The sequence below is a fragment of the Micromonospora sp. LA-10 genome (assembly GCF_051853095.1).
Lineage (GTDB): Bacteria > Actinomycetota > Actinomycetes > Mycobacteriales > Micromonosporaceae > Micromonospora > Micromonospora echinospora_A.
Window position 1 is genome coordinate 2,399,059 of record NZ_CP195710.1, and the last position, 22,721, is coordinate 2,421,779.

Annotated in this window: 27 protein-coding genes; 15 read left to right on the forward strand and 12 right to left on the reverse strand. The window is 73.7% G+C overall.

Annotated elements, in window-relative coordinates; genetic code table 11:
* Positions 1–120 precede the first annotated feature (120 nt).
* Together ACSDG8_RS11090 and ACSDG8_RS11095 are read left to right on the forward strand one after the other, a co-directional pair.
* Positions 121–726: an RNA polymerase sigma factor gene (locus ACSDG8_RS11090; protein ID WP_210898746.1), complete on the forward strand. Its 606-nt coding sequence runs from the start codon at positions 121–123 to the stop codon at positions 724–726.
* Complete coding sequence (locus tag ACSDG8_RS11095) at positions 680–1,468, forward strand: anti-sigma factor (RefSeq protein ID WP_210898744.1); 789 nt, start codon at positions 680–682, stop codon at positions 1,466–1,468. Before ACSDG8_RS11090 ends, ACSDG8_RS11095 begins: the two co-directional genes overlap by 47 nt.
* 97 nt (positions 1,469–1,565) lie before the next feature.
* Here ACSDG8_RS11095 and ACSDG8_RS11100 read toward each other — a convergent pair whose 3' ends face one another.
* From ACSDG8_RS11100 to ACSDG8_RS11115, 4 genes are all read right to left on the reverse strand, one after another.
* Positions 1,566–2,525 carry an electron transfer flavoprotein subunit alpha/FixB family protein gene (locus ACSDG8_RS11100; protein ID WP_210898742.1) on the reverse strand — a complete coding sequence of 320 codons (960 nt, stop codon included), beginning with the start codon at positions 2,523–2,525 and terminating at the stop codon, positions 1,566–1,568.
* 11 nt (positions 2,526–2,536) lie between these two features.
* Entirely contained in the window at positions 2,537–3,316 is a 780-nt protein-coding gene (locus ACSDG8_RS11105; protein WP_210898741.1) for an electron transfer flavoprotein subunit beta/FixA family protein, read from the reverse strand.
* Between the two features lie 177 nt (positions 3,317–3,493).
* Positions 3,494–3,898, reverse strand: a complete 405-nt coding sequence (locus tag ACSDG8_RS11110; protein ID WP_210898740.1) for a hypothetical protein — start codon at positions 3,896–3,898, stop codon at positions 3,494–3,496.
* Between the two features lie 2 nt (positions 3,899–3,900).
* Positions 3,901–4,698: a GNAT family N-acetyltransferase gene (locus tag ACSDG8_RS11115; RefSeq protein WP_210898739.1), complete on the reverse strand. Its 798-nt coding sequence runs from the start codon at positions 4,696–4,698 to the stop codon at positions 3,901–3,903.
* 41 nt (positions 4,699–4,739) lie between these two features.
* On the opposite strand from ACSDG8_RS11115, the gene ACSDG8_RS11120 reads away from it, so the two are divergent.
* The 3 genes from ACSDG8_RS11120 to ACSDG8_RS11130 are packed head-to-tail and all read left to right on the forward strand — an operon-like array spanning position 4,740 to position 5,844.
* Positions 4,740–5,123, forward strand: coding sequence for a YidH family protein (locus ACSDG8_RS11120; RefSeq protein ID WP_210898738.1), 384 nt, complete (start codon positions 4,740–4,742; stop codon positions 5,121–5,123).
* A complete protein-coding gene (locus ACSDG8_RS11125) occupies positions 5,120–5,419 on the forward strand; it encodes a DUF202 domain-containing protein (protein ID WP_210898737.1) in 300 nt (99 codons plus the stop codon). Before ACSDG8_RS11120 ends, ACSDG8_RS11125 begins: the two co-directional genes overlap by 4 nt.
* Before the next feature lie 26 nt (positions 5,420–5,445).
* Entirely contained in the window at positions 5,446–5,844 is a 399-nt protein-coding gene (locus ACSDG8_RS11130; RefSeq protein WP_210898736.1) for a PLD nuclease N-terminal domain-containing protein, read from the forward strand.
* 55 nt (positions 5,845–5,899) lie between these two features.
* Here ACSDG8_RS11130 and ACSDG8_RS11135 read toward each other — a convergent pair whose 3' ends face one another.
* Both ACSDG8_RS11135 and ACSDG8_RS11140 read right to left on the reverse strand, forming a co-directional pair.
* Positions 5,900–7,522 (reverse strand): acetolactate synthase, encoded by a 1,623-nt coding sequence (locus tag ACSDG8_RS11135; RefSeq protein WP_210898734.1) that lies wholly within the window; start codon positions 7,520–7,522, stop codon positions 5,900–5,902.
* A 70-nt stretch (positions 7,523–7,592) separates the two neighbouring features.
* Positions 7,593–8,366: an enoyl-CoA hydratase-related protein gene (locus ACSDG8_RS11140; protein ID WP_210898733.1), complete on the reverse strand. Its 774-nt coding sequence runs from the start codon at positions 8,364–8,366 to the stop codon at positions 7,593–7,595.
* Positions 8,367–8,485: 119 nt separating this feature from the next.
* On the opposite strand from ACSDG8_RS11140, the gene ACSDG8_RS11145 reads away from it, so the two are divergent.
* Positions 8,486–9,064 carry a DUF6232 family protein gene (locus tag ACSDG8_RS11145; protein ID WP_210898732.1) on the forward strand — a complete coding sequence of 193 codons (579 nt, stop codon included), beginning with the start codon at positions 8,486–8,488 and terminating at the stop codon, positions 9,062–9,064.
* Here ACSDG8_RS11145 and ACSDG8_RS11150 read toward each other — a convergent pair.
* On the reverse strand, positions 9,010–9,441 hold the full coding sequence (locus ACSDG8_RS11150) for a nuclear transport factor 2 family protein (protein WP_210898729.1): 432 nt from the start codon (positions 9,439–9,441) through the stop codon (positions 9,010–9,012). The two genes, ACSDG8_RS11145 and ACSDG8_RS11150, sit on opposite strands and share 55 nt — an antisense overlap.
* A gap of 58 nt (positions 9,442–9,499) precedes the next feature.
* Between ACSDG8_RS11150 and ACSDG8_RS11155 the strand changes: the two genes are divergently transcribed.
* Positions 9,500–9,982: a DUF6232 family protein gene (locus ACSDG8_RS11155; protein ID WP_210898727.1), complete on the forward strand. Its 483-nt coding sequence runs from the start codon at positions 9,500–9,502 to the stop codon at positions 9,980–9,982.
* A gap of 7 nt (positions 9,983–9,989) precedes the next feature.
* Here ACSDG8_RS11155 and ACSDG8_RS11160 read toward each other — a convergent pair whose 3' ends face one another.
* Positions 9,990–11,465, reverse strand: a complete 1,476-nt coding sequence (locus tag ACSDG8_RS11160; RefSeq protein ID WP_210898724.1) for an alpha/beta fold hydrolase — start codon at positions 11,463–11,465, stop codon at positions 9,990–9,992.
* Positions 11,466–11,559: 94 nt separating this feature from the next.
* Here ACSDG8_RS11160 and ACSDG8_RS11165 point away from each other — a divergent pair, with 94 nt between their 5' ends.
* Entirely contained in the window at positions 11,560–12,324 is a 765-nt protein-coding gene (locus tag ACSDG8_RS11165) for a hypothetical protein (protein ID WP_210898722.1), read from the forward strand.
* Positions 12,325–12,369: 45 nt separating this feature from the next.
* On the opposite strand, the gene ACSDG8_RS11170 is transcribed toward ACSDG8_RS11165, so the two are convergent.
* Positions 12,370–13,266 carry a ribokinase gene (locus ACSDG8_RS11170; protein ID WP_210898720.1) on the reverse strand — a complete coding sequence of 299 codons (897 nt, stop codon included), beginning with the start codon at positions 13,264–13,266 and terminating at the stop codon, positions 12,370–12,372.
* Positions 13,267–13,282: 16 nt separating this feature from the next.
* Positions 13,283–14,122 carry an ABC transporter ATP-binding protein gene (locus tag ACSDG8_RS11175; protein WP_073830874.1) on the reverse strand — a complete coding sequence of 280 codons (840 nt, stop codon included), beginning with the start codon at positions 14,120–14,122 and terminating at the stop codon, positions 13,283–13,285.
* A 132-nt stretch (positions 14,123–14,254) separates the two neighbouring features.
* Between ACSDG8_RS11175 and ACSDG8_RS11180 the strand changes: the two genes are divergently transcribed.
* Positions 14,255–15,259: an ABC transporter ATP-binding protein gene (locus ACSDG8_RS11180; protein ID WP_210898718.1), complete on the forward strand. Its 1,005-nt coding sequence runs from the start codon at positions 14,255–14,257 to the stop codon at positions 15,257–15,259.
* Positions 15,256–16,266, forward strand: a complete 1,011-nt coding sequence (locus ACSDG8_RS11185) for an ABC transporter permease subunit (protein ID WP_210898716.1) — start codon at positions 15,256–15,258, stop codon at positions 16,264–16,266. Before ACSDG8_RS11180 ends, ACSDG8_RS11185 begins: the two co-directional genes overlap by 4 nt.
* Before the next feature lie 85 nt (positions 16,267–16,351).
* Here ACSDG8_RS11185 and ACSDG8_RS11190 read toward each other — a convergent pair whose 3' ends face one another.
* The gene (locus tag ACSDG8_RS11190) at positions 16,352–17,557 is read right to left on the reverse strand and encodes an ROK family transcriptional regulator (RefSeq protein WP_210898714.1); all 1,206 of its coding nucleotides are present in this window, start codon (positions 17,555–17,557) and stop codon (positions 16,352–16,354) included.
* Between the two features lie 124 nt (positions 17,558–17,681).
* On the opposite strand from ACSDG8_RS11190, the gene ACSDG8_RS11195 reads away from it, so the two are divergent.
* The 4 genes from ACSDG8_RS11195 (at position 17,682) to ACSDG8_RS11210 (ending at position 20,779) form a co-directional block, all read left to right on the forward strand.
* Positions 17,682–19,136 (forward strand): glycoside hydrolase family 3 protein, encoded by a 1,455-nt coding sequence (locus ACSDG8_RS11195; protein ID WP_210898712.1) that lies wholly within the window; start codon positions 17,682–17,684, stop codon positions 19,134–19,136.
* Positions 19,137–19,219: 83 nt separating this feature from the next.
* Positions 19,220–19,660, forward strand: coding sequence for a hypothetical protein (locus ACSDG8_RS11200; protein ID WP_210898711.1), 441 nt, complete (start codon positions 19,220–19,222; stop codon positions 19,658–19,660).
* Entirely contained in the window at positions 19,657–20,139 is a 483-nt protein-coding gene (locus ACSDG8_RS11205) for a thiol-disulfide oxidoreductase DCC family protein (RefSeq protein ID WP_210898709.1), read from the forward strand. The genes ACSDG8_RS11200 and ACSDG8_RS11205 overlap by 4 nt, the downstream gene beginning before the upstream one ends.
* Complete coding sequence (locus ACSDG8_RS11210) at positions 20,078–20,779, forward strand: TetR family transcriptional regulator (RefSeq protein ID WP_210898707.1); 702 nt, start codon at positions 20,078–20,080, stop codon at positions 20,777–20,779. Before ACSDG8_RS11205 ends, ACSDG8_RS11210 begins: the two co-directional genes overlap by 62 nt.
* A gap of 194 nt (positions 20,780–20,973) precedes the next feature.
* Here the strand turns inward: ACSDG8_RS11210 and ACSDG8_RS11215 are convergent, their stop codons facing one another.
* The gene (locus ACSDG8_RS11215) at positions 20,974–21,639 is read right to left on the reverse strand and encodes a GNAT family N-acetyltransferase (protein WP_210898705.1); all 666 of its coding nucleotides are present in this window, start codon (positions 21,637–21,639) and stop codon (positions 20,974–20,976) included.
* Positions 21,640–22,160: 521 nt separating this feature from the next.
* On the opposite strand from ACSDG8_RS11215, the gene ACSDG8_RS11220 reads away from it, so the two are divergent.
* Positions 22,161–22,679, forward strand: a complete 519-nt coding sequence (locus tag ACSDG8_RS11220) for a hypothetical protein (protein WP_210898701.1) — start codon at positions 22,161–22,163, stop codon at positions 22,677–22,679.
* Positions 22,680–22,721 lie beyond the last annotated feature (42 nt).

Below are 22,721 nucleotides of genomic sequence, written 5' to 3' on the forward strand. Positions count from 1 at the left end.
CCGCCGGGCCTTCCGGCGACGAAGGAGAGGTGACGAGGGTCGTCACGGACACACCGGAAGAGTGGGGCGAGGGCTGTGGGAGTTACAGTCGGGCATGCCCCACGGAAGGCGAGCCGCCCGGTGACGGCGGCGAGGCAGGGCCCCGAACCGCCGGGCGAGGACGACCTCGCCGTCCGGTTCCGCGACGGCGACGAGGCCGCCCTGCGAGAGGCGTACGACCGGTACGGGCGAGCGGTGCTGCACCTGGCCACCACGACGCTCGTGAACCGTAGTGACGCAGAGGACGTGACCCAGGCGACGTTCGTCGCCGCCTGGCTGGGCCGGGAGACGTTCGACCCGGCGAAAGGCTCACTGGTCGGCTGGCTGCTCGGGATCGGGCGGCGCAAGGTGGTCGACCGGATCCGGGCCGCGGCCCGGGAGACCCGGGTGGTCGAGACGGTGAAGCAGCTGCCCGAGCCGGTCTCCACCGGCCCCGACCCGGACACCGTGGTCGACCGGCTGGTGGTCGCCGACGAACTGGCCCGGCTCCCCGACGACCAGCGCCGGATGCTCGAACTGGCGTTCTACGACGACCTGACACATCAGCAGATCGCGGCGGTGACCGGAGTGCCGCTCGGCACGGTCAAGAGTCACATCAGACGCGGCATGCAGAGCTTGAAACGCAGATGGGAGGTGGACGGTGCAGCACCTGGACCACGACCGGCTGGTCTTTCTGGCGCTCGGTGAGAGTGAGGCGGCTGACGGTGAGGCCACCCATCTGGACACCTGCGACCACTGCCGGGGCGAGATGGAGACGCTCCAGCACGTCGCCGGGCTCGGCGCGGGCACCCAGGGCCTGGCCGACCTGCCCGACCCGCCGGAGCACATCTGGCAGGGCATCGTGGCCGAGATCCGGGCCGCCGAGGAACTGCCGGCGCTGACCGAGCGGCGCCTGCCGCGTCCGGCCGACCCGGCCGACCCGGCCGACCCGGTGGAGCCGGTCGCCGTACCCGCCGTCTCGCGCCGAACGCGGCGGGGCCGGCGCTGGCCGGGGTGGGCGACCACTGCGGTCACCGCCACCGCCGCCGCGGTGATCGGTGTCGCCGGCACCGCGGCGGTGCTCGGCGGCGGCGGCACGGAGACCGATCCCGAGCCGCCGGTGGTGGCCAGCGCGCCGCTCGCCGCGTTCGGCTCGACACCGAAGGACGCCTCCGGTGACGCGCGGGTGCTCGGTGACAACCGGTTGCATCTGCACGTGACGAATCTCCCGACCGTTCCGGGGTACTACGAGGTCTGGCTGATTGATCCGAAGACGATGGAGATGCTTTCCGTGGGTACGCTGAGCAACGGTTCAGGGGACGCGCTCCTGCCGATCCCCCGCAACGTGGACCTGCGTACCTACACCGTCGTGGACATCAGCGCGGAGCAGTACGACAACAAGCCCGATCACTCCGGCGACAGCCTGTTGAGGGGCACCCTGACGGGCTGATCGGCGGGCCGGCTCAGCTCCCCGGCCCGCCGATCAGCTCCCCACGAGAAAAGGCCGCCGCCCGGATCACCGGGCGGCGGCCTTTTTCACGCAACTGTCACTTGCGCTTGCGGATCTCCTCGGCGGCCTGCGGGACGACCTTGAACAGGTCGCCGACCACGCCGTAGTCGGCGAGTTCGAAGATCGGCGCTTCGGCGTCCTTGTTGACCGCGACGATGGTCTTCGAGGTCTGCATACCGGCCCGGTGCTGGATCGCCCCGGAAATACCCAGCGCGACATACAGCTGCGGGGACACCGTCTTACCGGTCTGACCGACCTGGAACTGGTGCGGGTAGTAGCCGGAGTCCACCGCCGCGCGGGACGCGCCGACCGCGCCGCCGAGCAGGTCGGCGATCTCCTCGACCAACTTGAAGTTGTCCGCGTTACCCACACCCCGACCACCGGACACAACCACCGACGCCTCGGTCAGCTCCGGGCGGGAGCCCTTCTGCTCCGCGACCCGCTCCACCACCTTCGCCAGCTTGTCCGCGTCGGTGACCGACACCGACAGCTGCTCCACCGCCGCAGTGGCAGCGGCCGGAACCGGGGCCAGCGAGTTCGGCCGCACCGTGACCAGCGGCAGGCCCTTCGTCACCTTCGACTTCACGATGGTGGAACCGGCGAACGCCACCTGCGTGGCAGTGCCGTCCGCGGCCAGGCCGACGACGTCGGTCAGGATGCCGTTGTCCAGCTTGACCGCCAGCCGCGCGGCGATCTCCTTGCCCTCCTGCGACGACGCCAGCAGCACCGCCGCGGGCTGCACCCGCTTCACGAGGTCGGCGACCACTGTCGCCTTGGGGGCCACCAGGTAGCCGTCGATCTCCTCACCCTCCGCGGCGTAGATCTTCTCCGCCCCGTACTCACCCAGCTTCGCGCTCAACGCGTCGGCGGCGCCGGCGCCGCCGAGGACGACGGCGCTCGGGGTGCCCAGCTCGCGGGCGAGGGTGAGCATCTCCAGGGTGACCTTCTTGACGCCGAATTCCTTGGTGGCTTCGACGACGACGAGAACCTCAGACATGTCCAGACCCCTCACACGAACTTCTCGGCAGCAAGGAACTCGACCAGCTTCACGCCGCCCTCGCCCTCATCGGTGATCTTCTCGCCACCCGAACGCGGCGGCCGCTTGGCGTGCTCCACCACGGCACTGGTCGCGCCGTCGAAACCCACCTCGCCGGGGGCCACGCCCAGGTCGCCCAGGGACAGCGTCTGCACCGGCTTCTTCTTCGCCGCCATGATGCCCTTGAAGGAGGGGTAGCGCGGCTCGTTGATGGTGTCCCAGACGGAGACCACGGCCGGGGTCGAGGCGGTGACCACCTCGTAGCCCTCCTCGGTCTGCCGCTCCACCGTCAGGCTGGACCCGTCCACGGTGAGCTTCCGCGCGCCGGTCAGCGCCGCCACACCCAGACGCTCGGCGATCATGTGCGGCATGACCTGCACCCGCCCGTCGGTCGACTCCGCGCCGCAGATGACCAGGTCGGCGCCCAGCTGCCCGAGGGCGGCGGCGAGGACCTTCGAGGTGGCCACCGCGCAGGAGCCGTGCAGGGCGTCGTCGACGACGTGGACGGCCTTGTCCGGGCCCATGGAGAGCGCCTTACGGATCGACTCGGTCGCCCGGTCCGGACCCATCGTCAGGACAGTGACCTCACCACCATGCGCTTCCTTGATCTTCAACGCCTCTTCGATGGCGTACTCGTCCATCTCATTGATCACGTTGTTCGCCGAACCGCGGTCGACAGTGTTGTCGTCAGCACGCAGGCTGCGGTCCGCGCCCGAATCGGGCACCTGCTTGACGAGTACGACGATGTTCATCGCGCTTCGACGACCCTCCTGTTTGGTGTAGCGATCACTCGCCCGGTCACGGGCGCAGCCTCCCGCGTGACGCAACGTGGGTCAACCGCGGGCAGCTGTGCACTTCCCCACGACCGCAATGTTACCCGCAAGTAGCATGGACACCCCGACCGCCCGCAGTGACGCAGGTCACCGGCATCAGGCCGATCCGGCCAGCGCCTGGGTGATCTTCTCGATCGCCGCCGCCTCGGCCGGCTCGATCCCCCGGTGCGCCTGCGCCACCCGCTCCGCCGCGGCCAGCACCACCGACCGGTACGTCTCGGCGTCGGCGGGCGACTTGTCCCGGAGGATCTCCATCGACCGGCCCAGCGCGGGCAGCACCACGGACTCGACCTCCAGGGCCGAGTCACGGGGCAGCTGCGGCAGCGGGCCGGTGGTGAGCGCCTCCTTCACCACGCCCCCGACGTCGGCGAGCGCGCCGGACGCGGCGAAGCTCTCCCGCACCATCGCCAGCACCCCCGGTACGGCGTTGGAGACCAGGAAGACCGCGCCGAACGCACCGGTCTTCAGGGTGAGCCGCTCGTCCGCCGTCAACCGTTCCATGATCACGGAGTGTAGACGTACGGCGTGGAGGTGGTGACCGCAACGAGCCCGAGCCGCTCCAGGATGGGGCGGCTGTCCGGCGAGCAGTCCACCTGCACGAGCGTCTTGCCGCGCTGTTGCGCCAGCCGCGCCCGGTACGCCACCAGCGCCCGGTAGATGCCCTTCTTCCGCCACTGCGGCAGCGTCGAGCCGCCCCAGAGGCTGGCGAAGCCGGTGCCGCGCTGATAGCGGACCCAGCCGGCGCTGACCACCGTCTCCCCCGCCTCCGCCACCACGACCGTGATCGACTGCGGGTCCGCCTCGATCTCCCGCGCCAGCCCGGTAACCAGGCGGCTGCGGTCGTCGTGCCAGACCTCCTCCTCCATGGCGGCGATCCGCTCCAGGTCGGCCCGGCCGGTGACCTCGCGCAGGCGTACCCCCTCGGGGAGCACCGGGACGGCGGCGGCGAGCGGCGCGACCGGGCCGACCACTACTGTCTCCTGGTCCTCCGGCACGAACCCGGCGGCGCGCAGCCGGTCGCCCAGGTCGGCCGGCTCGTCGTGACCGGCGAGCTTCCACTCGACCGCCTCGCCCCGGGCCCGAAAGAACTCGACCTGCCGGGCGATCAGCGCGTCCAGCTCGGCGCCGGCCAGACCGTCGAGCGTCCGGTAGGTGAGGAAGCCGCGGTGGTCGAGGCCGAGCACGCGGAACAGCGGACCGTCCCGCTCCACCGTCACCCCGTCCGGCAGCGGGTCCGGCAGCTCCGGTCGGATCTGGGCGTCGTAGGCGTCGCGCATCTCACGCGCGTCAAGATCGGTCATCCCCCCAGGCTAGGCGCGGGGCAAAGCGGATAATCGGCAGCGTGTGGGAGTCGATCAAGAGCTGGTTCGACCCGCGTGAGCTGCGTTCGGTCGGCACCCCGCCGGACTACCGCTTCTCGCTGGCGAACGAACGGACCTTTCTGGCCTGGCTGCGTACCGGCCTGGCGCTGGTGGCGGGCGGGCTGGCCGCCGCGCAGTTCCTTCCGCCACTGCGCCTGGCCCACCTGCGCGAGGCGCTCGCGATCGCGCTGCTGCTGCTCGGCGCGGCCGTCTCGATCCGGGCGGTCGACCACTGGGCGCGGACCGAACGGGCCATGCGGCTGAACGAGGAGTTGCCCGCGTCCCGCTTCCCGGCCGTGCTGGCGCTGATCGTCGCGGTCGGCGCGCTGCTGCTGGTGGCCGTGCTGCTGGGCGGCGCGGGGTGACCCGCGACCCCGGCCTGCAACCCGAGCGCACCCGGCTGGCCTGGCGGCGGACGCTGCTCACGCTGACCGCGGTGCTGCTGCTCCAGCTCCGGCAGGCGTTCACCGGCCGCGTCCTCGACGCGCTGCTGACCGGGGCGGCGCTCCTGGTCTGGCTCGCCGTGCTGGTGGTGACGTGGCACCGGGCCACCGGCACCGGACCGCGCCGGCTCGACAGCTGGTCGGTGCCGCTGACCGCGCTCGGCGCGGCCGGACTTGCGGTGCTCGGCGTGGCGCATGTGCTCGGCGGGGTGCACTGACGTGCCCGGGTGAGCCATCATGGGGCATGCCCCGCCTCTTCGCGCTGCTGTTCCTGGTTCAGGTCGTCCTTGCCGTCGTCGCGCTGATCAGCTGCCTCTCCGCCGACAAGGAGAAGGTCAAGGCGCTGCCCCGGATGGTCTGGGTGCTGGTCATCCTCGTCTTCCCGCTGGTCGGCTCGATCGCCTGGTTCCTGGTGGGCCGCGAGCGCCCGGCCGGAGCCGTGGGCGTCACCGGCGCGGGCGGTACCGCCGCCCCGGCCCGCCGCCCGCTCGCCCCGGACGACGACCCGGACTTCCTCGCCTCGCTGGACGAGCGGTCCCGCCGCGAGGACCAGGAACGGCTGCGGCTGTGGGAGGAGGACCTGCGCCGCCGCGAGGAGGAGCTGCGCGGGCGCCCGGACGACCGGGACCGCCCCGAGGTCTGACACGCGCCGCGGGCCGCCCGCCGGTCACCCGGCGGACGGCCCGCACGCGCCGTGTTCAGGCCAGGTTCGACGAGCGGGGGTACGCGTCGGCCGGGTCGGTCAGCACGTTCACCAGGTACGGCACGCCCGAGTCGAACGCGCGTCCCAGCGCCGGACCGAGGTCGGCCGCCTTCTCCACCGTTTCGCCCGCGCCGCCGAGCGCCTCGACCACCTTGTCGTAGCGCAGGCCGGGCTGGAGGTCGGCGGCGACGTCGTAGCCGTACATCGCCCGCATCGGGTGCTTCTCCAGCCCCCAGATGCCGTTGTTGCCGACCACGATCACCACCGGCAGCTTCTGCCGGACCAGCGACTCCACGTCCATCAGCGAGAAGCCGGCCGCGCCGTCACCCATCAGCACGCAGATCTGCCGGTCGGGGTGGCTGACCCGGGCGCCCATGGCGTAGCCCATGCCGGTGCCGAGGCACCCGTACGGGCCGGGGTCGAGCCAGGTGCCGGGCTGGGCCGGCTCCAGGTACTTCCCGGCGTACGACACGAAGTCGCCGCCGTCGCCGATGGTGATGGCGTCCGGGGCGAGCGCCTTGCGCAGCTCGCCGTAGACCCGGGCCGGCCGGATCGGGTCGCTCTCGGCCGCCATCTCCTCGGCGTCGCGGGCCTTCGCCGCGTCCTCAGCGGTCCGCAGCTCGGCGATCCAGTCGGCGTGGTCGGCCCGGTCCCCGGCGTGGTCGGCGAACGCGCCGAGGATCAGCCGCAGGTCACCGGCCGGCGCGGCAGCCGGCTGAACGTGCCCGGCCCGCTGGCTGGGCGCGTCCACGACGTGCACCACCTGCGCGTCGCCGAAGTCGCCGAAGGAGAGCCGGAAGTCCAGCGGGGTGCCGATCACCACGACCACGTCGGCGCCCTTGAGCGCGACCCGGCGGGCCTTGGCGAACGCGAGCGGGTGCTCCGGCGGCAGCGCGCCCCGGCCCATGCCGTTCGTGAACACCGGCACCCGCAGCGACTCGGCGGCGGCACGAAGCGCCTCGACGGCGTCGCCCGCGTACACGTCGGAGCCGGCGATGATCACCGGCCGGGACGCGCCGGCGATCAGGCGGGCCGCCTTCGCCACCTCGTCCGGGTCCGGCTCGATCGGCGCCGGCGGCGTGACCGCCGGCAGGTCGGCGTCGCCGACGGAGAAGACCGCCTCCAGCGGGAAGTCGAGGAACACCGGGCCGCGGTGCGGGGTGAGCGCGGTGGTCAGCGCCGCCGAGATCGCTCGCGGGATGTCGTCGGCGCTGAACACCGTCTCGGCGTGCTTGGTCACCGGCGCGACCAGCGGCAGGTGGTCCATCTCCTGGAGGCTGCCCGAGCCCCAGCGGAACTGCGGGGCCCGGCCGCCGAGCACAAGCACCGGCGAGGCGTTGAAGAACGCGCTGGTCAGGCCGGAGACGCCGTTGGTGACGCCGGGGCCGGCGGTGAGCACGGCCAGGCCGGGGCGGCGCTGGAGCTTGGCCACCGCCTCGGCGGCGAACACCGCGGACTGCTCGTGCCGCACGTCGTAGAGGGGGAAGCCCGCCTTGTGGGCGGCGTCGTAGAGCGGGAAGACGTGCCCGCCGGAGAGCGTGAACATCTCCCGTACGCCGTGCGCGCGTAGTGCCGCGAGCGCCAGATCGCCGCCGTGGCCCTCGACCCGTTCCGTCATGCCATTCCCCTTCATCGACCGACCGGGGTCACGCTACTGGCCGGTAGCGCGGATGTGAACAGCTCTCGCGTCAGCGGCCGGTGAAGCCCGGCTTGCGCTTCTCCACGAACGCGACCATGCCCTCGCGCCGGTCGTCGGTGGCGAACAGCGCCGCGAAGAGCTGGCTCTCCCAGGCCAGGCCCGAGGTGAGGTCCATGTCCAGACCCGCGTCTACGGCCGCCTTCGCCGCCCGCAGCGCCTGCGCCGGCCCGGTCAGGAACGGCTTCACGTACGCCACCGCGGCGTCGTAGACCTCAGCGGCGGGCACCACCTGGTCGGCCAGGCCGATCCGCAGCGCCTCGGCGGCGTCGATCATCCGACCCGTCATGATCAGGTCCTTGGCGCGGGCCGGACCGACCAGGCGGGCCAGCCGCTGGGTGCCGCCGGCGCCCGGGATGATGCCGAGCTTGATCTCCGGCTGGCCGAGCTTGGCGTCCTCGGCCACGATCCGCCAGTCACAGGCCAGCGCCAGCTCGCAGCCGCCGCCGAGCGCGTAGCCGGTGATCGCGGCGACGAGCGGCTTGGGGATGCGGGAGATCGCACCGAGCGCGCTGGACAGGTCGGCCGCCCGCTCCGCCATGTCCACGTAGGACATGTCGGCCATCTCCTTGATGTCCGCGCCGGCCGCAAAGACCTTCTCGCCGCCGTACACGATGACGGCACGGACCTCGGCGTCGGCGGTGGCCGCCGCCGCGGCGGCGCGCAACTCCTCCTGCACCTGGGTGTTGAGCGCGTTCATCGGCGGCCGCTCCAGCCGGATGGTGCCGATGCCGTCCTTCACTTCCAGCCTGACGAACTCGCTCACGCTGCCCTCACTTCCTCGTCGAAGTCGCGTGCCAACCTTACGACTCGCCTCGTTGGGGTAGACAGTGTGGTGTCGGCGACTCCCCAGGTCGCCGCCGTCCCGCCACCGGGAGTGAGGCCATGATCACCTACTACGACGACCGTTCCGTCCAGGTCACCTCCACGGCGGTACGGGTGGACGGGCGCAGCTACCCGCTCGCCGAACTGACCACGGTGTGGCACCGGCGGGGCGACCGCTCGTGGCGGGTGCTCGCCGGGCGCGGCGCGATCGGGGCCGCGCTCGCCGGGCCGCTGGTCACCGCCGTGCTGGGCATCGGGCTGGCCGTGTGGCTGCAACGCTCGGCGGTGGTCACCATCGCCATCGTCGGGATCTCGGTGCTGATCGGCCTGGCCGTCGGGCCGGTGGCCGACTTCCTCTTCGAGTACCTGGATCGCTCCTACGCCCGGGGCAGCCGGGAGATGGAGATGTGGGCCGACTGGCGGGGGCGTCCGGTGCGGCTGCTGCACACCCGGGACGCGATGCGTTTCGGGCAGATCTACCGGGCGGTGCAGCGGGCCATGGAGAGCCTGCCCGCCGCTCCCCGCCGGACCCCGCGCGGCCCGGCCGCACCCGGCTCTGCCGCGCCCGGTCCTGCCGCGCCGGGTCAGAACGTGACCGGCTCGTCCGGCAGCAGGCCGAGCCCGCGCAGCAGGCCGTAGGTGTCCTGTTCGCCCCAGAACTGCACGATCCGGCCACCGGCCAGGCGGTACATCTTGCAGGCGCTCTGCACTGTGGTCGCCCCGGTGGCGTCACGCCGGTACGTCTGCGCCACCGACACCACCACCCGGTCCCCGGCCGCGAAGATCTCCACGATCTCCTGGTCGAGCACGGTCAGGCCGGGCGAGGAGACTGCGGCCTCCGGGTAGCGCCGACCGCGCACCGCCGCGCCGGAGCCGTAGATCTGCACGTCCTCGTCGACCACCTCGGCCAACTCGGTCAGGTCCTTCGTGACGAAGGTGCGCAGGTAGCGCTTGACCACCTCGATGTTGTGCGCCTGCTCGTCGCCGCCGACGCCGGCCCCGTCCCGGTCCGTCATGCCGTCACCCTACCGACGCTCGACCGTCCGGTGTCGACACACGCGGTTAGGCTGATTCATGGCCCTCTATTACCGGGACGACGCGGTACAGGTCACCTCGGACGCGATCCACGCGGGCGGCCGGGTCGTCGCGCTCGCCGACGTCACGTACGTCTGGCACGAGCGCGGCACCACGACACTCGCGGTCCGGGGGCGGGTGCTGGGACGCGGGGTGCTGGTCCTGCTGCTGTCGCTGCCGCCGCTCGTCGCCGTGGTCTGCGTGCTCTCGCTCGCCTGGTCGGCGCAGGACCGGGGCGAGTGGAAGCTGGCCCTGATCATCCTGGCCGCGTTCGTGGTGATCGGGCTGGCGCTCACCCCGTTCCTGGAACTGCCGCTCGGCTGGCTGGACCGTTCCTACGAGCGCGGCAACCGGGTGCACGAACTGTGGGTGCAGCACCACGGCCGGGAGACGATGCTGGTCCGTACGCCCGACGCGCTGCGGTTCGGGCAGATCTACCGGGCCGTGCAACGCGCGGTGGAGCAGCAGACCGACCGCCGATGAGCGCCGGTCAGGCCAGCGGCAGCGTGGTCGCCATCGGCCAGGCCAGCAGCACCGCCCCGAGCAGCGGCGCCAGCCACCACGGCGCGGCCCGGCGGCGCAGCACCGCGGCCCAGGCCGCCTGCCAGGCCATCAGTGCCGCGAACAGCGGCACCACCAGCAGCACGAACCCGGGCGCCAGGCCGATCAGCGCCGCGCCGGCCAGCACCAGCACGGCGATGCCGCCGGTGGCCGCGTAGCGGAGTCCGTGGCCGTCCGCGAGCCGCTCGGCGCCGAGCAGGAAGACCAGGCAGCAGAGCGTCACCAGGGGCAGCAGCCACCAGCGGGCCCCGACCGGCACTGTCGAAGTGAGCCCGAGGTGCAACGGCAGCGCGACGGCGAGCACCGCGTACCCGAGGAGCACGACAGCGACCACGGCGGTGCGGACGCCGCCCCCGGTCGCCGGTGGTCGCCCGGGGCGCACGAAGCGGGCTGCGGCGGCCAGCAGCACGCCGGTGAGCAGCAGGAACGCCGCGACATATCCGCCCACGGCGAGCGGCAGCCGGGCGGTCGGCAGCAACGCGGCGAACACCGCGCCCAGCCCGGCCGCCGACACCGTCGCGGCGAGCCACCAGCCGGTACGCGGACCGCCGGTGCCCGGCCGCGCCCGACCCGGCAGCAGCGCCGCAAGCGGCACCAGACCGAGCGCGAACCCCACCAGCAGCAGGGCGGCGCCGGCCGGCCGGGTCAGCGGGGACGGCGGCGACCCGCCGGTACGGTCCGGGAGCGCGTCGAGCACCGCCGCGTGGGTACGCGGCGCGAACAGCACCGACACGTGCTCGACGCCGGGCGCCACCACCCGCGTCCGGGCGCCCGGCGGCGCGCCCCGGGTCGCGTCGTCGACGGCCTGGCGGAAACCGGCGAACTCCAGGCCGCCCACCACCAGCGTCAGCTTCCCCGGCCAGCCGGCCGGCACGTCCCCGCCGTCGGGCAGCGAGATCGCCACGGTCCGGTCGATCTCCGGATGCGCGACCGCGTACCGGGTCACAGCGCCGGCGCCCATCGAGTGCCCGACCAGGACGATCCGGTCCGGGTCGACGCCGGGACGCCCGCGCAGCCACGCGACTGCGACGTCCAGGTCGTGCCGCAGCAGCGCCCGGGCGGCCTCCCCGTCCCGCCCGGCGCCGGGCAGCCGGGACCCGCTGGCGCCGTGCCCGGCGAAGTCGAGCAGCACCGCCACGCCGCCCTGGCGGGCCACCGAGTCGGCCAGCGGACGCATCAGCCGGGCCGACCCGGCGAAGCCGTGCGCGATCACCACCCCGGGCCGCCGGCCACCGTCCGCGCCGTCCGCCCGTACCTCGGTCAGCGGCACCCCGGCCACCGTCGCCCGCCGGGTGCTCAGCCCGGCGTCGGCGCGGACCAGGAGCAGGGCGCCCAGAACGACGGCGAGCAGCGCGACCACGCCGCAGGCGAGCGTCCGCCGCGACACCGGGCCGGGGGTGGGCATGCCGGCACCCTACGCCCCGCCGGTCGCCCGGCGTCACAGTCGGCGTCCGGTCGCCGACGCGCGGCACTGGCCCCGACGCCGCACACTGGATGCCATGGCGATCCCTCTCCCCCGGCCCGGCGCCCTGCTCGGCCTCACCCGTACCGCAGTGGACCAGGCACTCGGCTCGGCCGCCACGATGGCCTCGGTACCCGCTCGCGCCTTCGCCGTCCTCGACCAGGTGGAGGCGCTGGTCCGGCGGATCGACGGGGTGGTCGACCGGATCGAGGGCACGCTCGACCGCACCGACGTGGTGCTCACCGACGCCGAGACGGCGGTCCGTGAGGTGGCGGTGATCAGCGCCGCCGCGACCGCGGCGATCGACACGGCGACCGAGGTGGCCGCCGCCGCGACGGTTGTGGTCGGCGAGGCGCAGCGGGTCTCCGAGGCGGCGGCCACCGTCGTCGGCGAGGCCGACCGGGTGGCCCGGAGCGCGGCCGGTGTGGTGACCGAGGCGGAGACGGTGACGGCGCGGGCCGCGGGCACCCTCGCCACCGCCGAGAAGGCGACCGGCGTCGCGAACGAGCTGCTGGCCGCGTACGAGGCGACGCTGCGCCGGGCCGCGCCGATGGCGGCACGTTTCGTGGAGCAGCTCAGCCCGGAGGAGGTGACCGCCGCGATCCGGCTCGTCGACGAGCTGCCGAAGCTGAAGGACCACCTCACGTCGGACGTGCTGCCGATCCTGGCCACGCTCGACCGGGTCGGCCCGGACCTGCACGACCTGCTGGACGTCACACGCGATCTCAAGCTCGCGGTCGCCGGCATCCCCGGGCTCGGCATGCTGCGCCGCCGCGGCGAACGCCTCACCGACGAGGTGTAAGGAAGGGCCCCCTCTTAACGCCTCCGGTAGAGGAAGGGCCCCCTCTTAACACTCGCCGAACAGCTCGTCGATCTCCGCGCGATGCGGCAGCGCCACCGAGGCGCCGAGCTTGCGCACGCACGCCGCACCGGCAGCCGCCGCCCAGCGCACCGCCTCGGCCAGGTCCCGCCCCTCGCCCCAGGCCACCGCGAGCGCGGCGGTGAACGCGTCCCCGGCGGCGGTCGAGTCGACCACCTGCACCGGCACCGCCGGCACGTGCGTCGCGGGCCGGTCCCGGTCGACGTACCAGGCGCCGTCGCCGCCGAGCGTGAGCACCGCCCGGGGCACCAGATCCAGCAGCGCCGCCGGTTCGTCCCGGCCACGGCCGGTCAGCGCCTGCGCCTCCGGCTCGTTCACCACCAGCAGGTCGGTGGCCGCCAGCAGCTCGGCCGGCACCGACCGGGCCGGCGCGGCGTTGAGGACCACCCGGGTGCCCGCCGACCGGGCCGCCAGCGCCGCCTCGGTCACCGTCTCGACCGGCACCTCCAGCTGCGCGACCAGCACGTCCGCATCGCGTACGGCGGAAAGCTCGTCGGCGGTCAGCGACGTGAACGCGGCGTTCGCGCCCGGCGTGACCAGGATGGCGTTCTCCCCCGCGCCGCCGACCATGACCAGGGCGACGCCGGACGGGCCGTAGACCACCCGCAGGTGCCCGGTGTCCACGCCGGCCGCTGTCATCCGGGCCCGCAGCGTCACGCCGAACGAGTCCGAGCCGATCGCGCCGAGGAAGACGCAGGAGGCGCCGGCGCGTACCGCGGCGGCCGCCTGGTTGGCGCCCTTGCCGCCGGGCAGCATGACGAAGTCGTCGCCCAGCACCGTCTCGCCGGGCCGGGGCAGCGCGGCGCCGATGCCGACCAGGTCCATGTTGGCGCTGCCGACGACGGCGATCCGGGTCTGCGGCACTGTGTCGTCCCGTCGCTCAGGCGGCGCGGGCGGCCCAGCGGTCACCGGACCGCGTGACCACGAGCGGGAGACCGAACGCCTTCGACAGATTGTCGGCGGTGAGCACGTCGGCGAGCAGGCCCTGCGCCACCACGCCGCCCTCGCGGAGCAGCAGCGCGTGGGTGAAGCCCGGCGGGATCTCCTCGACGTGGTGGGTGACCAGCACCATGGCCGGCGCGTCCGGGTCGTACGCCAGCTCGGCCAGCCGGGCCACCAGGTCCTCCCGCGCGCCCAGGTCGAGCCCGGCGGCGGGCTCGTCGAGCAGCAGCAGCTCCGGGTCGGTCATCAGGGCGCGGGCGATCTGGACCCGCTTGCGCTCGCCCTCGGACAGCGTGCCGTACGCGCGGTCGGCGAGGTGCCCGACGCCGAGCTGGCGCAGCAGCGCGGCGGCGCGCGCCTCGTCGGTGCGGTCGTAGCTCTCCCGCCAGCGGCCCACCACCGACCAGGCGGCGGTCACCACCACGTCGGTGACGCGCTCGTCGGCGGGGATCCGCTCGGCGAGCGTCGCGGTGGACAGGCCGATGCGGGTGCGCAGCTCGTTGACGTCGGTACGGCCGATGCGCTCGCCGAGCACGTGGGCGACGCCGTTGGTCGGGTACAGCCGGCCGGAGGCCAGGTTGAGCAGTGTCGTCTTGCCCGCGCCGTTCGGCCCGAGCACCACCCACCGTTCGTCCAGCTCGACCCGCCAGTCGACGTCGTGCACCAGCGCCGTGCCGGAACGCTTGACGCCGACCCCGTCGAGGCTGACCACCAGATCCGCGTCCACGGTCGAGGGGGCGGGGGCGCCCGGGGCGCCGGGGATCAGGTCACCAGTCACCGCACCATCCAATCACGCATGCGGCACGGTGCCCCCCACGGGAGGCGTCGCCACCATAGGGTGGGGCGCCGTGTCGTTGGTCACCGCTTCCGGAAGGACACCCATGCCCGACCGCTGCCGGAAGGCGCGCGGATGAGCGCGGTCATCGAGATCGCCGGCCTCCGCAAGACGTTCCACTCGCTGCGCCAGGGGCGCCGGGTCGCTGTCGACGGTTTCGACATGCTGGTCGAGGCGGGCCAGGTGCACGGCTTCCTGGGGCCGAACGGGTCCGGCAAGACCACCACGCTGCGCGCTCTGCTGGGGCTGGTCCGGCCGGACGCCGGGCGGATGCGCGTGCTGGGCGCCGATTCACCCGAGCATCTGCCGGACGTGGCCGGCCGGGTCGGCGCGATCGTGGAGAGCCCGCAGTTCTTCGGCAACTTCACCGCGCACCGGACGCTGCGGCTGCTGGCCGTGGCCGGTGGCGTGCCGACCGGCCGAGTGGACGAGGTGCTGGAGCAGGTCGGGCTGCGCGACCGGGGCGACGAGCGGGTCAAGGGCTACTCGCTGGGCATGAAGCAGCGGCTGGCGGTCGCCTCGGCGCTGCTGAAGAACCCGGATCTGCTGATCCTGGACGAGCCGGCGAACGGGCTGGACCCGGCCGGCATCCGGGAGATGCGCGACCTGACCCGGTCGCTCGCCGAGGCCGGGGTGACGGTGCTGCTCTCCAGTCACATCCTGGCCGAGATCCAGTTGATCTGCGACCACGTGACGATCGTCAGCCGGGGGCGGCGGGTCGCGTATGGGCCGGTGGAGGAGGTGCTGGCCGGCTTCGACCAGCACCAGTGGCGGGTGCGGGTGGCCGACCCGGAGCAGGCCGCTGACCTGCTGGGCCGGGCCGGTCTGTCGGTGAGCGTCGGGCCGGACCACCTGGTGGTGACCGGTGTGGAGGATCCGGAGACGATCAGCCGGACGCTCGGCGAGCAGGGCGTGTGGGTCCGCGAGCTGGTCCCGCTGCGGCCGGACCTGGAGAGCGTCTTCCTGGAGCTGACCGGCGACCACGAGCACGTGGCGGTGCCGCGGCAGGTCGACGGCGCGCCGCCGAGCGACGGAGTGATCGACCTCGACGTCCGGGAGAGCCGGGAGGTGGACGCGTGAATCTGGTCCGTGCCGAGCTGGAGCGGCTGGCCGCCCGGCGCTTCGTGCAGCTCATGGTGGTGCTGCTGGCTGTCGCCTTCGCGGTGACTGTGGTGACCACGCTCGCCGGTTCGCACCGGCCCGGCCCGGCGGAGCTGAGCCGCGCCCAGGCGCAGGCGGCGGAGAGCGTCCGCCAGATGGAGATGACGTACGACCGCTGCCTGCGGATCCGGGAGGGCTCGCTCCCGCCGGGCGAGAACGACTACCTGCCGCGCGACTGCGCCCAGATCGACCCGGCCCAGATCGAGGAGCTGCCGAGCGCGGCCGACTACCTCAGCGGCGTGTTCGTCTTCGCCAAGGAGGCCGAGCCGCTGCTCTACTTCCTGATCGCGTTCCTGACGCTGTTCGGGTTCCTGGTCGGCGCCTCCTACATCGGGGCCGACCTGAACTCGGGCGGGGTGGTCAACCTGCTGCTGTGGCGGCCACGGCGGTCGACGGTGCTCGCCACGAAGCTGGGCACGCTGCTGGGCGGGCTGGTCGGGCTGTCGGTGCTGGCGTCGGTGGCGTACCTCGGGGCGTTCTGGTTGATCGGTCAGGCCTCGGGCCTGGTGGGGCGGACCGGTGGTGACTTCTGGCCGTCGCTCGCCGCGATCTGGGGGCGCGGCCTGGTGCTGGTGCTGCTCGCTGCGGCGCTCGGCTTCGCCGTGGCCACGCTGGGCCGGCTGACGTCGGCGGCGCTCGGCACGGTGGCCGCGTACCTGGTGGTGTGGGAGCTGGGGGCGCGGCTGGTGTTCCAGATCCTGGCGGTCGGCCGGCCGGACCGGTACATGCTGTCCAGTTATCTGGCGGCCTGGCTCTCCGGTGAGGTGCGGCTCTGGGACGGCAACGCCTGCGGTCCCGGGATCTCCGGCTACTGCGACGGCTCGTACACGGTGACGTGGCCGTCGGGTCTGGTGGTGCTGCTCGGGCTCACCGGCGCGCTGGTGGCCGCGGCGTTCGCGTCGTTCCGTCGCCGCGACCTGATGTGACGAAAGCGCCGCCACGGCAACTCCTTGCGAACCCTGACGCCATCATGAAGGATTCCTTCACATGGCGTCAGGGCGCACGACGCGGTCAGCCGACCGTCGAGCCGAACACCTCGTCGCGCACCGCGTCCAGCGCGGTTCGCAGCGCGCCACGCAGGATCGGCTCCTCGGTCAGCCCGGTGGTCACCACCCTGGGCCGGACCAGCGTGATCGCGGCGACCTCGTGCTGCACCCGCTCGGCCAGCGCCGCCCCGCCCGCCTGCCCGACCGCGCCGGCGAGCACCACCAGCGGCGGGTCCAGCACCACGCAGGTGCTCGCCACGCCGAGGGCCAGCCGGCGGGCCAGCTCGTCCAGCATCGGCCCGCCCGCGGTGCCGGCCGCGATCGCCGCGCGTACCACCTCGGCCGCCCGGGCCGCCGCGACGCCCTGCTCCGCCGCCTTCGGGGTGGCGAAACCGTGCTCGGCGGCCACCGCGCGTACCGCGTCGGCGCCGACGAGCTGCTGGAACGCCGGCTTGGCCCGCTTGGACACGTCGCGCGGGATGGGCGCGCCGGGCACCGGCAGGTAGCCGATCTCGCCGGCCGCGCCGCTGCTGCCGTGGTGCAGCCGGCCGCCCAGCATGATCGCCAGACCGACGCCCGCGTCCACCCAGACCAGCACGAAGTCGGCGGTGCCGCGCGCCGCGCCGGACTGCGCCTCGGCCACCGCCGCCAGGTTCACGTCGTTCTCGAAGACGACAGGGGTGTCCAGGTCCTCGCGCAGCGCGGCGAGCAGGCCGCTGTGCCAGCGCGGCAGGTTGAAGGCGAACGTGATGTCACCGGTCTGCGGGTCCACCAGGCCGGGCGTGCCGAGCACGACGCGCCGGACGGCGGACAGCTCCGCCCCGGCGCTGGCGGCCGCCTGGACCACGGCGTTGTGCACCACGCCGACCGGGTCGTCGGTGTCCTTCGTGGACTGCTCGACCCGGCCGGCCACCGTACCGGTGATGTCGGCGCAGGCCGCCACCACCCGCTCCGCGCCCACCTCCACGCCCACCACGTACGCGCTACCCGGCCGGACGGCGTAGAGCTGGGCGTTCGGGCCCCGCCCGCCGGCCTGCTCGCCGACCCGGGCCACCAGGCCCCGCTCCTCCAGCCGCTCGACGAGCTGGGACGCGGTGACCTTGGACAGCCCGGTCAGCTCACCGATCCGGGCCCGGGTCAGCGGGCCGCGTTCGAGCAGCAGCTCCAGCGCCGCACGATCGTTGAGCGCCCGCAGGAGTCGGGGGGTGCCGGGCAGCCGGGTCGCACTCATGCCAACGTCCTCAATTTTCAGTAAAGTTTTCTAACCACAAAACGCCTGCCGAGGGGTGCCCGTTAGCGTATCGGCCGCCTCGATCCGCGAAGCTCGGACGACCCGGCAGGGAAAGGGGATACTCGTGGGTCAGGATCCTGGACTCCGGCGGCTCGCGCTGGGCACGTTGCTGGCCGCGTACCCGGGGCCGGTCCCGCCGGACTGGGCGGTCGACCTGCTCGCCGACGGGCTCGCCGGGCACACCCTGTTCGGCACCAACATCCACGACCCCGCCCAGGTGGCGGCCGCGACAGCGGCGCTGCGCGCCGGCCGCGCCGACGTGATCGTCGCGATCGACGAGGAGGGCGGCGACGTCACCCGGCTGGCCCACGCCACCGGCAGCCCGTACCCGGGCAACGCCGCGCTCGGCACCGTCGACGACCCCGAGCTCACCCGCCAGGTGTACGCGGCGATCGGCGCGGAGCTGGCCGCGCTCGGCGTCACGCTCGACCTGGCGCCCACGGTCGACGTGAACACCGCCGACGAGAACCCGGTCATCGGCACCCGCTCGTTCGGCGCCGACCCGAAGCGGGTGGCCGTCCACTCGGCCGCCGCCGTCACCGGCCTCCAGGCGACGGGCGTGGCCGCCTGCGCCAAGCACTTCCCCGGGCACGGCGCCACAGTCGCCGACTCCCACCACGAGCTGCCCACCGTCGACGTGCCGCCGGCCGTCCTGCGCGAGCGGGACCTGCCGCCGTTCGCCGCGGTGGTCGACGCGGGCGTCCGCGCGGTGATGACCGCGCACATCCGGGTGCCGGCGCTGACCGGCGACGGCCCGGCCACGTTCAGCCGCGCGGTCCTGCACGATCTGCTGCGCGTCGAGTACGGCTTCACCGGCGCGGTCATCACCGACGCGCTGGAGATGAAGGGCGCGGTGCTCGCCGCCGGCGGGGTCGGCACGGGCGCGGTCCGGGCCCTGGCCGCCGGCGCGGACCTGCTCTGCATCGGCGCGCGGGTCGACGCCGAGCTGGTCGAGTCGGTCGCCGCCGAGATCGTCGCGGCGATCGGCGACGGCCGGCTGGCGCGCGAGCGGGTCGAGGAGGCGGCCGGCCGGACCGCAGCGCTCGCCGCCGCCACCGGCCCCACCGCCACCCCGCCGCCCGCCGCCGACGGACTCGGCTACGCCGCCGCGCTGCGGGCGGTACGGGTCGAGGGTGACCTCACCCGCGCCGTCGCGCCGCTGGTGGTGCAGGTGCACGCCGCTTCGACCATCGCCGAGGGGCGGGTGCCGTGGGGGCTCGGCCCGCACCTGGTCGCCGGCGTCGAGCAGGCTCGCGCGGTGGCCGGCGAGACCGACCCGGAGCAGCTGCGGCGGCTCGCCGGGGACCGGCCGGTCGTGCTTGTCGGGCGGCACCTGCACCGGCTGCCCGGCGCGCGCGAGCTGATCGAGGCGCTGGCCGCGACGCATCAGGTGACTGTGGTCGAGATGGGGTGGCCGGGCGACTGGCGGCCGGCCGCCGCGCGTGCCTTCGTCGCCACCTACGGCGCCAGCCACGCCAACGGTCGCGCCGCCGCGCAGACGCTCGGCCTGACCGGCTGACCACGCCACTATTGAACACGTTCAAAATCTGTCGTACGCTCAGGGCGTCCTTGATTTGAACACGTTCAAGAGAGGCAACGGGGATGGACGCGAAGGTCTGGATGTACCTGGCCTACCTGGTGGTCAGCATCGGTCTGACCATCTGGGTGGCGCGGGCACTGTCCCGCAACGGGCTGGTGTTCCTGCAGGACGTGTTCGCCGACAGCCGGCTGGCCGAGGCGGTCAACAGCCTGCTGGTGGTCGGCTTCTACCTGCTCAACCTGGGCTACGTCACGGTGGCGATGAAGGAGTCCGATCCGGTCGGCGACACGAGCCAGGCGCTGGAGCAGCTCTCCATGAAGGTCGGGCTGGTCCTGCTCGTGCTCGGCGCGCTGCACTTCTTCAACGTCTTCGCGCTCGGCCGCTACCGGCGCGGTCGCCTGCGGCAGCAGGCCACCCACCCGCCGCTGCCGCCGGTCAGAATGCTCCCGCCGCCGCAGGGCGGGCCCGTACCGGCGACCGGCCCCAACCCGCCGGCCCGGTGACGTCCGCCCCCGGCGGACACCCGTCGGATCCCACCGGGCACGGGGCCGGTGGGATCCGCGGGTTCACCGTCCTGTACGACGCGGGCTGCCCGATGTGCCGGGGCGCCCGGCGGTGGCTCGACTCGCGGCCCCAGCTCGTACCGCTGGAGTTCGTGCCGGCCGGGTCCGCCGAGGCCCGGCGGCGCTTTCCCGGCCTGGACCACGACGCCACGCTGCGGGACCTGACGGTGGTGGCCGACACGGGCGCGGTCTACACCGGCGACGGCGCCTGGTTCGCCTGCCTCTGGGCGCTCGCCGAGCATCGGGGCACGGCCGAGCGGCTGGCCCGCCCGCACCTGCTGCCGCTGGCCCGGCGGGTGGTGGCGGCGGCCTCAGCGGTCCGCGAGCGGATCCGGGAACCGGGATACGGTGACGACGATGACCGAGCAGAGTGCGCCGACGACCGCTGCGGGTGGGCAGGGGTCGACGGCCCGGGGTGAGCAGACCCGCCAGCTGATCCTGGACACCGCGATGCGGCTGTTCCGCGAGCGCGGGTACGCGCGCACGACGATGCGCGCGGTCGCCCAGGAGGCCGGCGTGGCGGTGGGCAACGCCTACTACTACTTCGGCTCCAAGGAGCACCTGGTCCAGGAGTTCTACGCGGGCACCCAGCGGGAGCACCGGGCGGCCGCCGCGCCGGTGCTCGCCCGGGAGCGGGAGTTCGCCGCGCGACTGGCCGGGGTGCTGCACGCGGGCATCGACGTGCTGAGCCCGTACCACGCGTTCGCGGGCGCCTTCTTCAAGACGGCGGCCGAGCCCACCTCGCCGCTCAGCCCGTTCTCCGCCGAGTCGTCGGAGCCCCGGGACATGTCGATAGCGCTGTTCCGCGAGGCCCTCGCCGGGTCCACCGCCAAGCTCGACGACGAGCTGCGCGAGGCCCTGCCCGAGCTGCTCTGGCTCGGCTACATGGGGGTGGTGCTGTACTGGGTGCACGACCGCTCGGAGGGGCAGGTCAAGACCCGCCAGCTCATCGACGGCGTGGTGCCGCTCGTGGACCGGCTGGTGGGGCTGTCCCGGCTGCGCGTGCTGCGGCCGGTCACCCGGCAGGCGCTCGCCCTGATCCACACGCTGCGTCACTGAGACCCGTCGGCGCAGCCGCCAGCGATTCCGCAGGTGAGAGTCCGTAACCGGACAGCAGCACACCCCTTGTTCACCATCGGCACTAACACATAGCGTTACCGGTGTCGGGACCTGGGGGAGAGCTGCGGACCGTGGATCCGGCCCGGGATCCACGGTCCGCGCCAGGCCGGGTCGGCGAGGGAGGCCGAGCCGGGTCAGCGGGGGAAGACGCCGAACGCGGTGAAGCCCCGATCCGGGAACCCGGCCGCCTCGGCCACCCGGGCCGAGGCGACGTTGCCGGGGTCGTGCAGGTAGGTGGGGATCGCCCCCTCGTCCAGCACCCGGCGGGCCGCCTGCGCGACCAGGCGCCGCGCCAGGCCGCGCCCGCGAGCCGTCGGCACCGTGCCCACCGCCAGCTCGTGCCCGTACGCGTCGTGCCGCTTCACGCCCACCCCGGCCCGGTACTCGCCGTCGGCGCCCCGGACCACGAGCACCTCCCGGTCGAACAGCCGCAACCACGGCGGCAGCCCGGGCAGCGTGGGCGGCACCCACTCCCCCACCTCGGGCAGCGGCGCCGGGTCGGCGCACCAGCGGAAAACTGACGTGTGCGCGATGAAGTCGGGCGCGCCGACGGCTGCCGGGAGCGCGGGCAGCCACTCGCCGGGCGGCCGTCCCCGGACCAGCGCCCGGACCGCCTCCACCCGGTCGGCGGCGACCGAGAGGACGGTGCTGCCGCCCGCCGTCACCGCGACGGCCGGGCGCAGGCGGCCGTCCCAGGCCGGGCGGGCGCGGCGGTGGGACCGGACCACGTGCAGTCCGGGGCCCGCCGGCCACTGTCCCAGCCAGGCCGCCAGGTGAAGGAAGACCCGCCGGTCGAGCACGTGATCATGGTACGCCGGACCGGGCCGTCAGTGGTCGGGTAATCCGTTGATCCCGCGGGGTTGAGACGCGCGGCGGGAGGGTAGTGGGTCGGCACGCCAGCGACGGATGACGATGTGTAATCCGCCGGTCGGCCGCAGGAATTTGACGCTTCAAGGGAACCGGAGGCATCGACCCTGCGTCATATTCATTTCCATACATGGACAAGTTTCTCTGGGACGGTAGTGGTCATGCCTCACGAACCGAATGACCGATTCCAGCAGGACCCGGAGCGGAGCTGGCGGGCCGCCGGCACCGCCGCACGCTTCCCGGCGCAGCGGGCCTACCGCGAAGCCCGCGACCGTGGACTCTCCTGGGCCGAGCTGAACGCGCAACCAGCAGGCACCGCAGCCTGGCGTGGCCTCTCTCCCCTCTGACGGGGGTAGGCGGCGACACACCGGCCGGCGGCGTCCCGGCCTTCGCACACCTGTGCGGTAGCGTCTTGTGGTCCGATTTCCGGCCTACGACAGGAGAAGCTCCGCGCATGGGCAAGAAGACGATCCACGTCTCCGACTTCACCGGCCAGGTGCTGAGCGCCGACGACGAGGTGGTCAAGGTCGTCGTACTGGAGCACCCGGACCTGGTCGCCGGGCCCGTGCAACTGGACGCCACCCCGGTCGACGTGGAGAGCATCGACGACGCGGCGCTGGACGTCGCGGTGGTCGAGATCCACGACCGGCACGGCCACGGCGAGCCGCGCCGGGTGGTGCTGACCGCGAGCGAGTTCGACGCGATGGCCACCGACGTGCCGATGGCGCAACTGCTGCGGACCGCCGAGCGGGTCAAGCCACCCAAGGCGCGCCGCGCCACCGAGAAGATCGACTACGGCACCATCGAGCACGCCGGGCGGCCGCACCGCGGCCGCGTCACCGAGGAGGAGGCCCGGCTGGTCCGGGAACGCCTGGACGAGGTGAACAAGCGCCTCGCCGACGCCGGCATCCGCCAGGTCGACCCCGCCGACCCCGAGCACGCCGCCCGCTACGGCTTCCCTGCCGCGGGCTGACACCAGCCGGGCACGCGCCCCCGTGGCGCGTGCCCGGACCGG

Excerpts from the sequence above, each read along its gene's own strand:
- ACSDG8_RS11110 (WP_210898740.1), bottom strand. The coding sequence starts at position 3,898 with ATGGAACGGTTGACGGCGGACGAGCGGCTCACCCTGAAGACCGGTGCG.
- ACSDG8_RS11180 (WP_210898718.1), top strand. The coding sequence starts at position 14,255 with ATGAGCGCGGTCATCGAGATCGCCGGCCTCCGCAAGACGTTCCACTCG.
- ACSDG8_RS11165 (WP_210898722.1), top strand. The coding sequence starts at position 11,560 with ATGGCGATCCCTCTCCCCCGGCCCGGCGCCCTGCTCGGCCTCACCCGT.
- ACSDG8_RS11160 (WP_210898724.1), bottom strand. The coding sequence starts at position 11,465 with ATGCCCACCCCCGGCCCGGTGTCGCGGCGGACGCTCGCCTGCGGCGTG.
- ACSDG8_RS11145 (WP_210898732.1), top strand. The coding sequence starts at position 8,486 with ATGATCACCTACTACGACGACCGTTCCGTCCAGGTCACCTCCACGGCG.
- ACSDG8_RS11200 (WP_210898711.1), top strand. The coding sequence starts at position 19,220 with ATGGACGCGAAGGTCTGGATGTACCTGGCCTACCTGGTGGTCAGCATC.
- ACSDG8_RS11100 (WP_210898742.1), bottom strand. The coding sequence starts at position 2,525 with ATGTCTGAGGTTCTCGTCGTCGTCGAAGCCACCAAGGAATTCGGCGTC.
- ACSDG8_RS11210 (WP_210898707.1), top strand. The coding sequence starts at position 20,078 with ATGACCGAGCAGAGTGCGCCGACGACCGCTGCGGGTGGGCAGGGGTCG.
- ACSDG8_RS11155 (WP_210898727.1), top strand. The coding sequence starts at position 9,500 with ATGGCCCTCTATTACCGGGACGACGCGGTACAGGTCACCTCGGACGCG.
- ACSDG8_RS11135 (WP_210898734.1), bottom strand. The coding sequence starts at position 7,522 with ATGACGGAACGGGTCGAGGGCCACGGCGGCGATCTGGCGCTCGCGGCA.
- ACSDG8_RS11130 (WP_210898736.1), top strand. The coding sequence starts at position 5,446 with ATGCCCCGCCTCTTCGCGCTGCTGTTCCTGGTTCAGGTCGTCCTTGCC.
- ACSDG8_RS11220 (WP_210898701.1), top strand. The coding sequence starts at position 22,161 with ATGGGCAAGAAGACGATCCACGTCTCCGACTTCACCGGCCAGGTGCTG.
- ACSDG8_RS11115 (WP_210898739.1), bottom strand. The coding sequence starts at position 4,698 with ATGACCGATCTTGACGCGCGTGAGATGCGCGACGCCTACGACGCCCAG.
- ACSDG8_RS11190 (WP_210898714.1), bottom strand. The coding sequence starts at position 17,557 with ATGAGTGCGACCCGGCTGCCCGGCACCCCCCGACTCCTGCGGGCGCTC.
- ACSDG8_RS11105 (WP_210898741.1), bottom strand. The coding sequence starts at position 3,316 with ATGAACATCGTCGTACTCGTCAAGCAGGTGCCCGATTCGGGCGCGGAC.
- ACSDG8_RS11150 (WP_210898729.1), bottom strand. The coding sequence starts at position 9,441 with ATGACGGACCGGGACGGGGCCGGCGTCGGCGGCGACGAGCAGGCGCAC.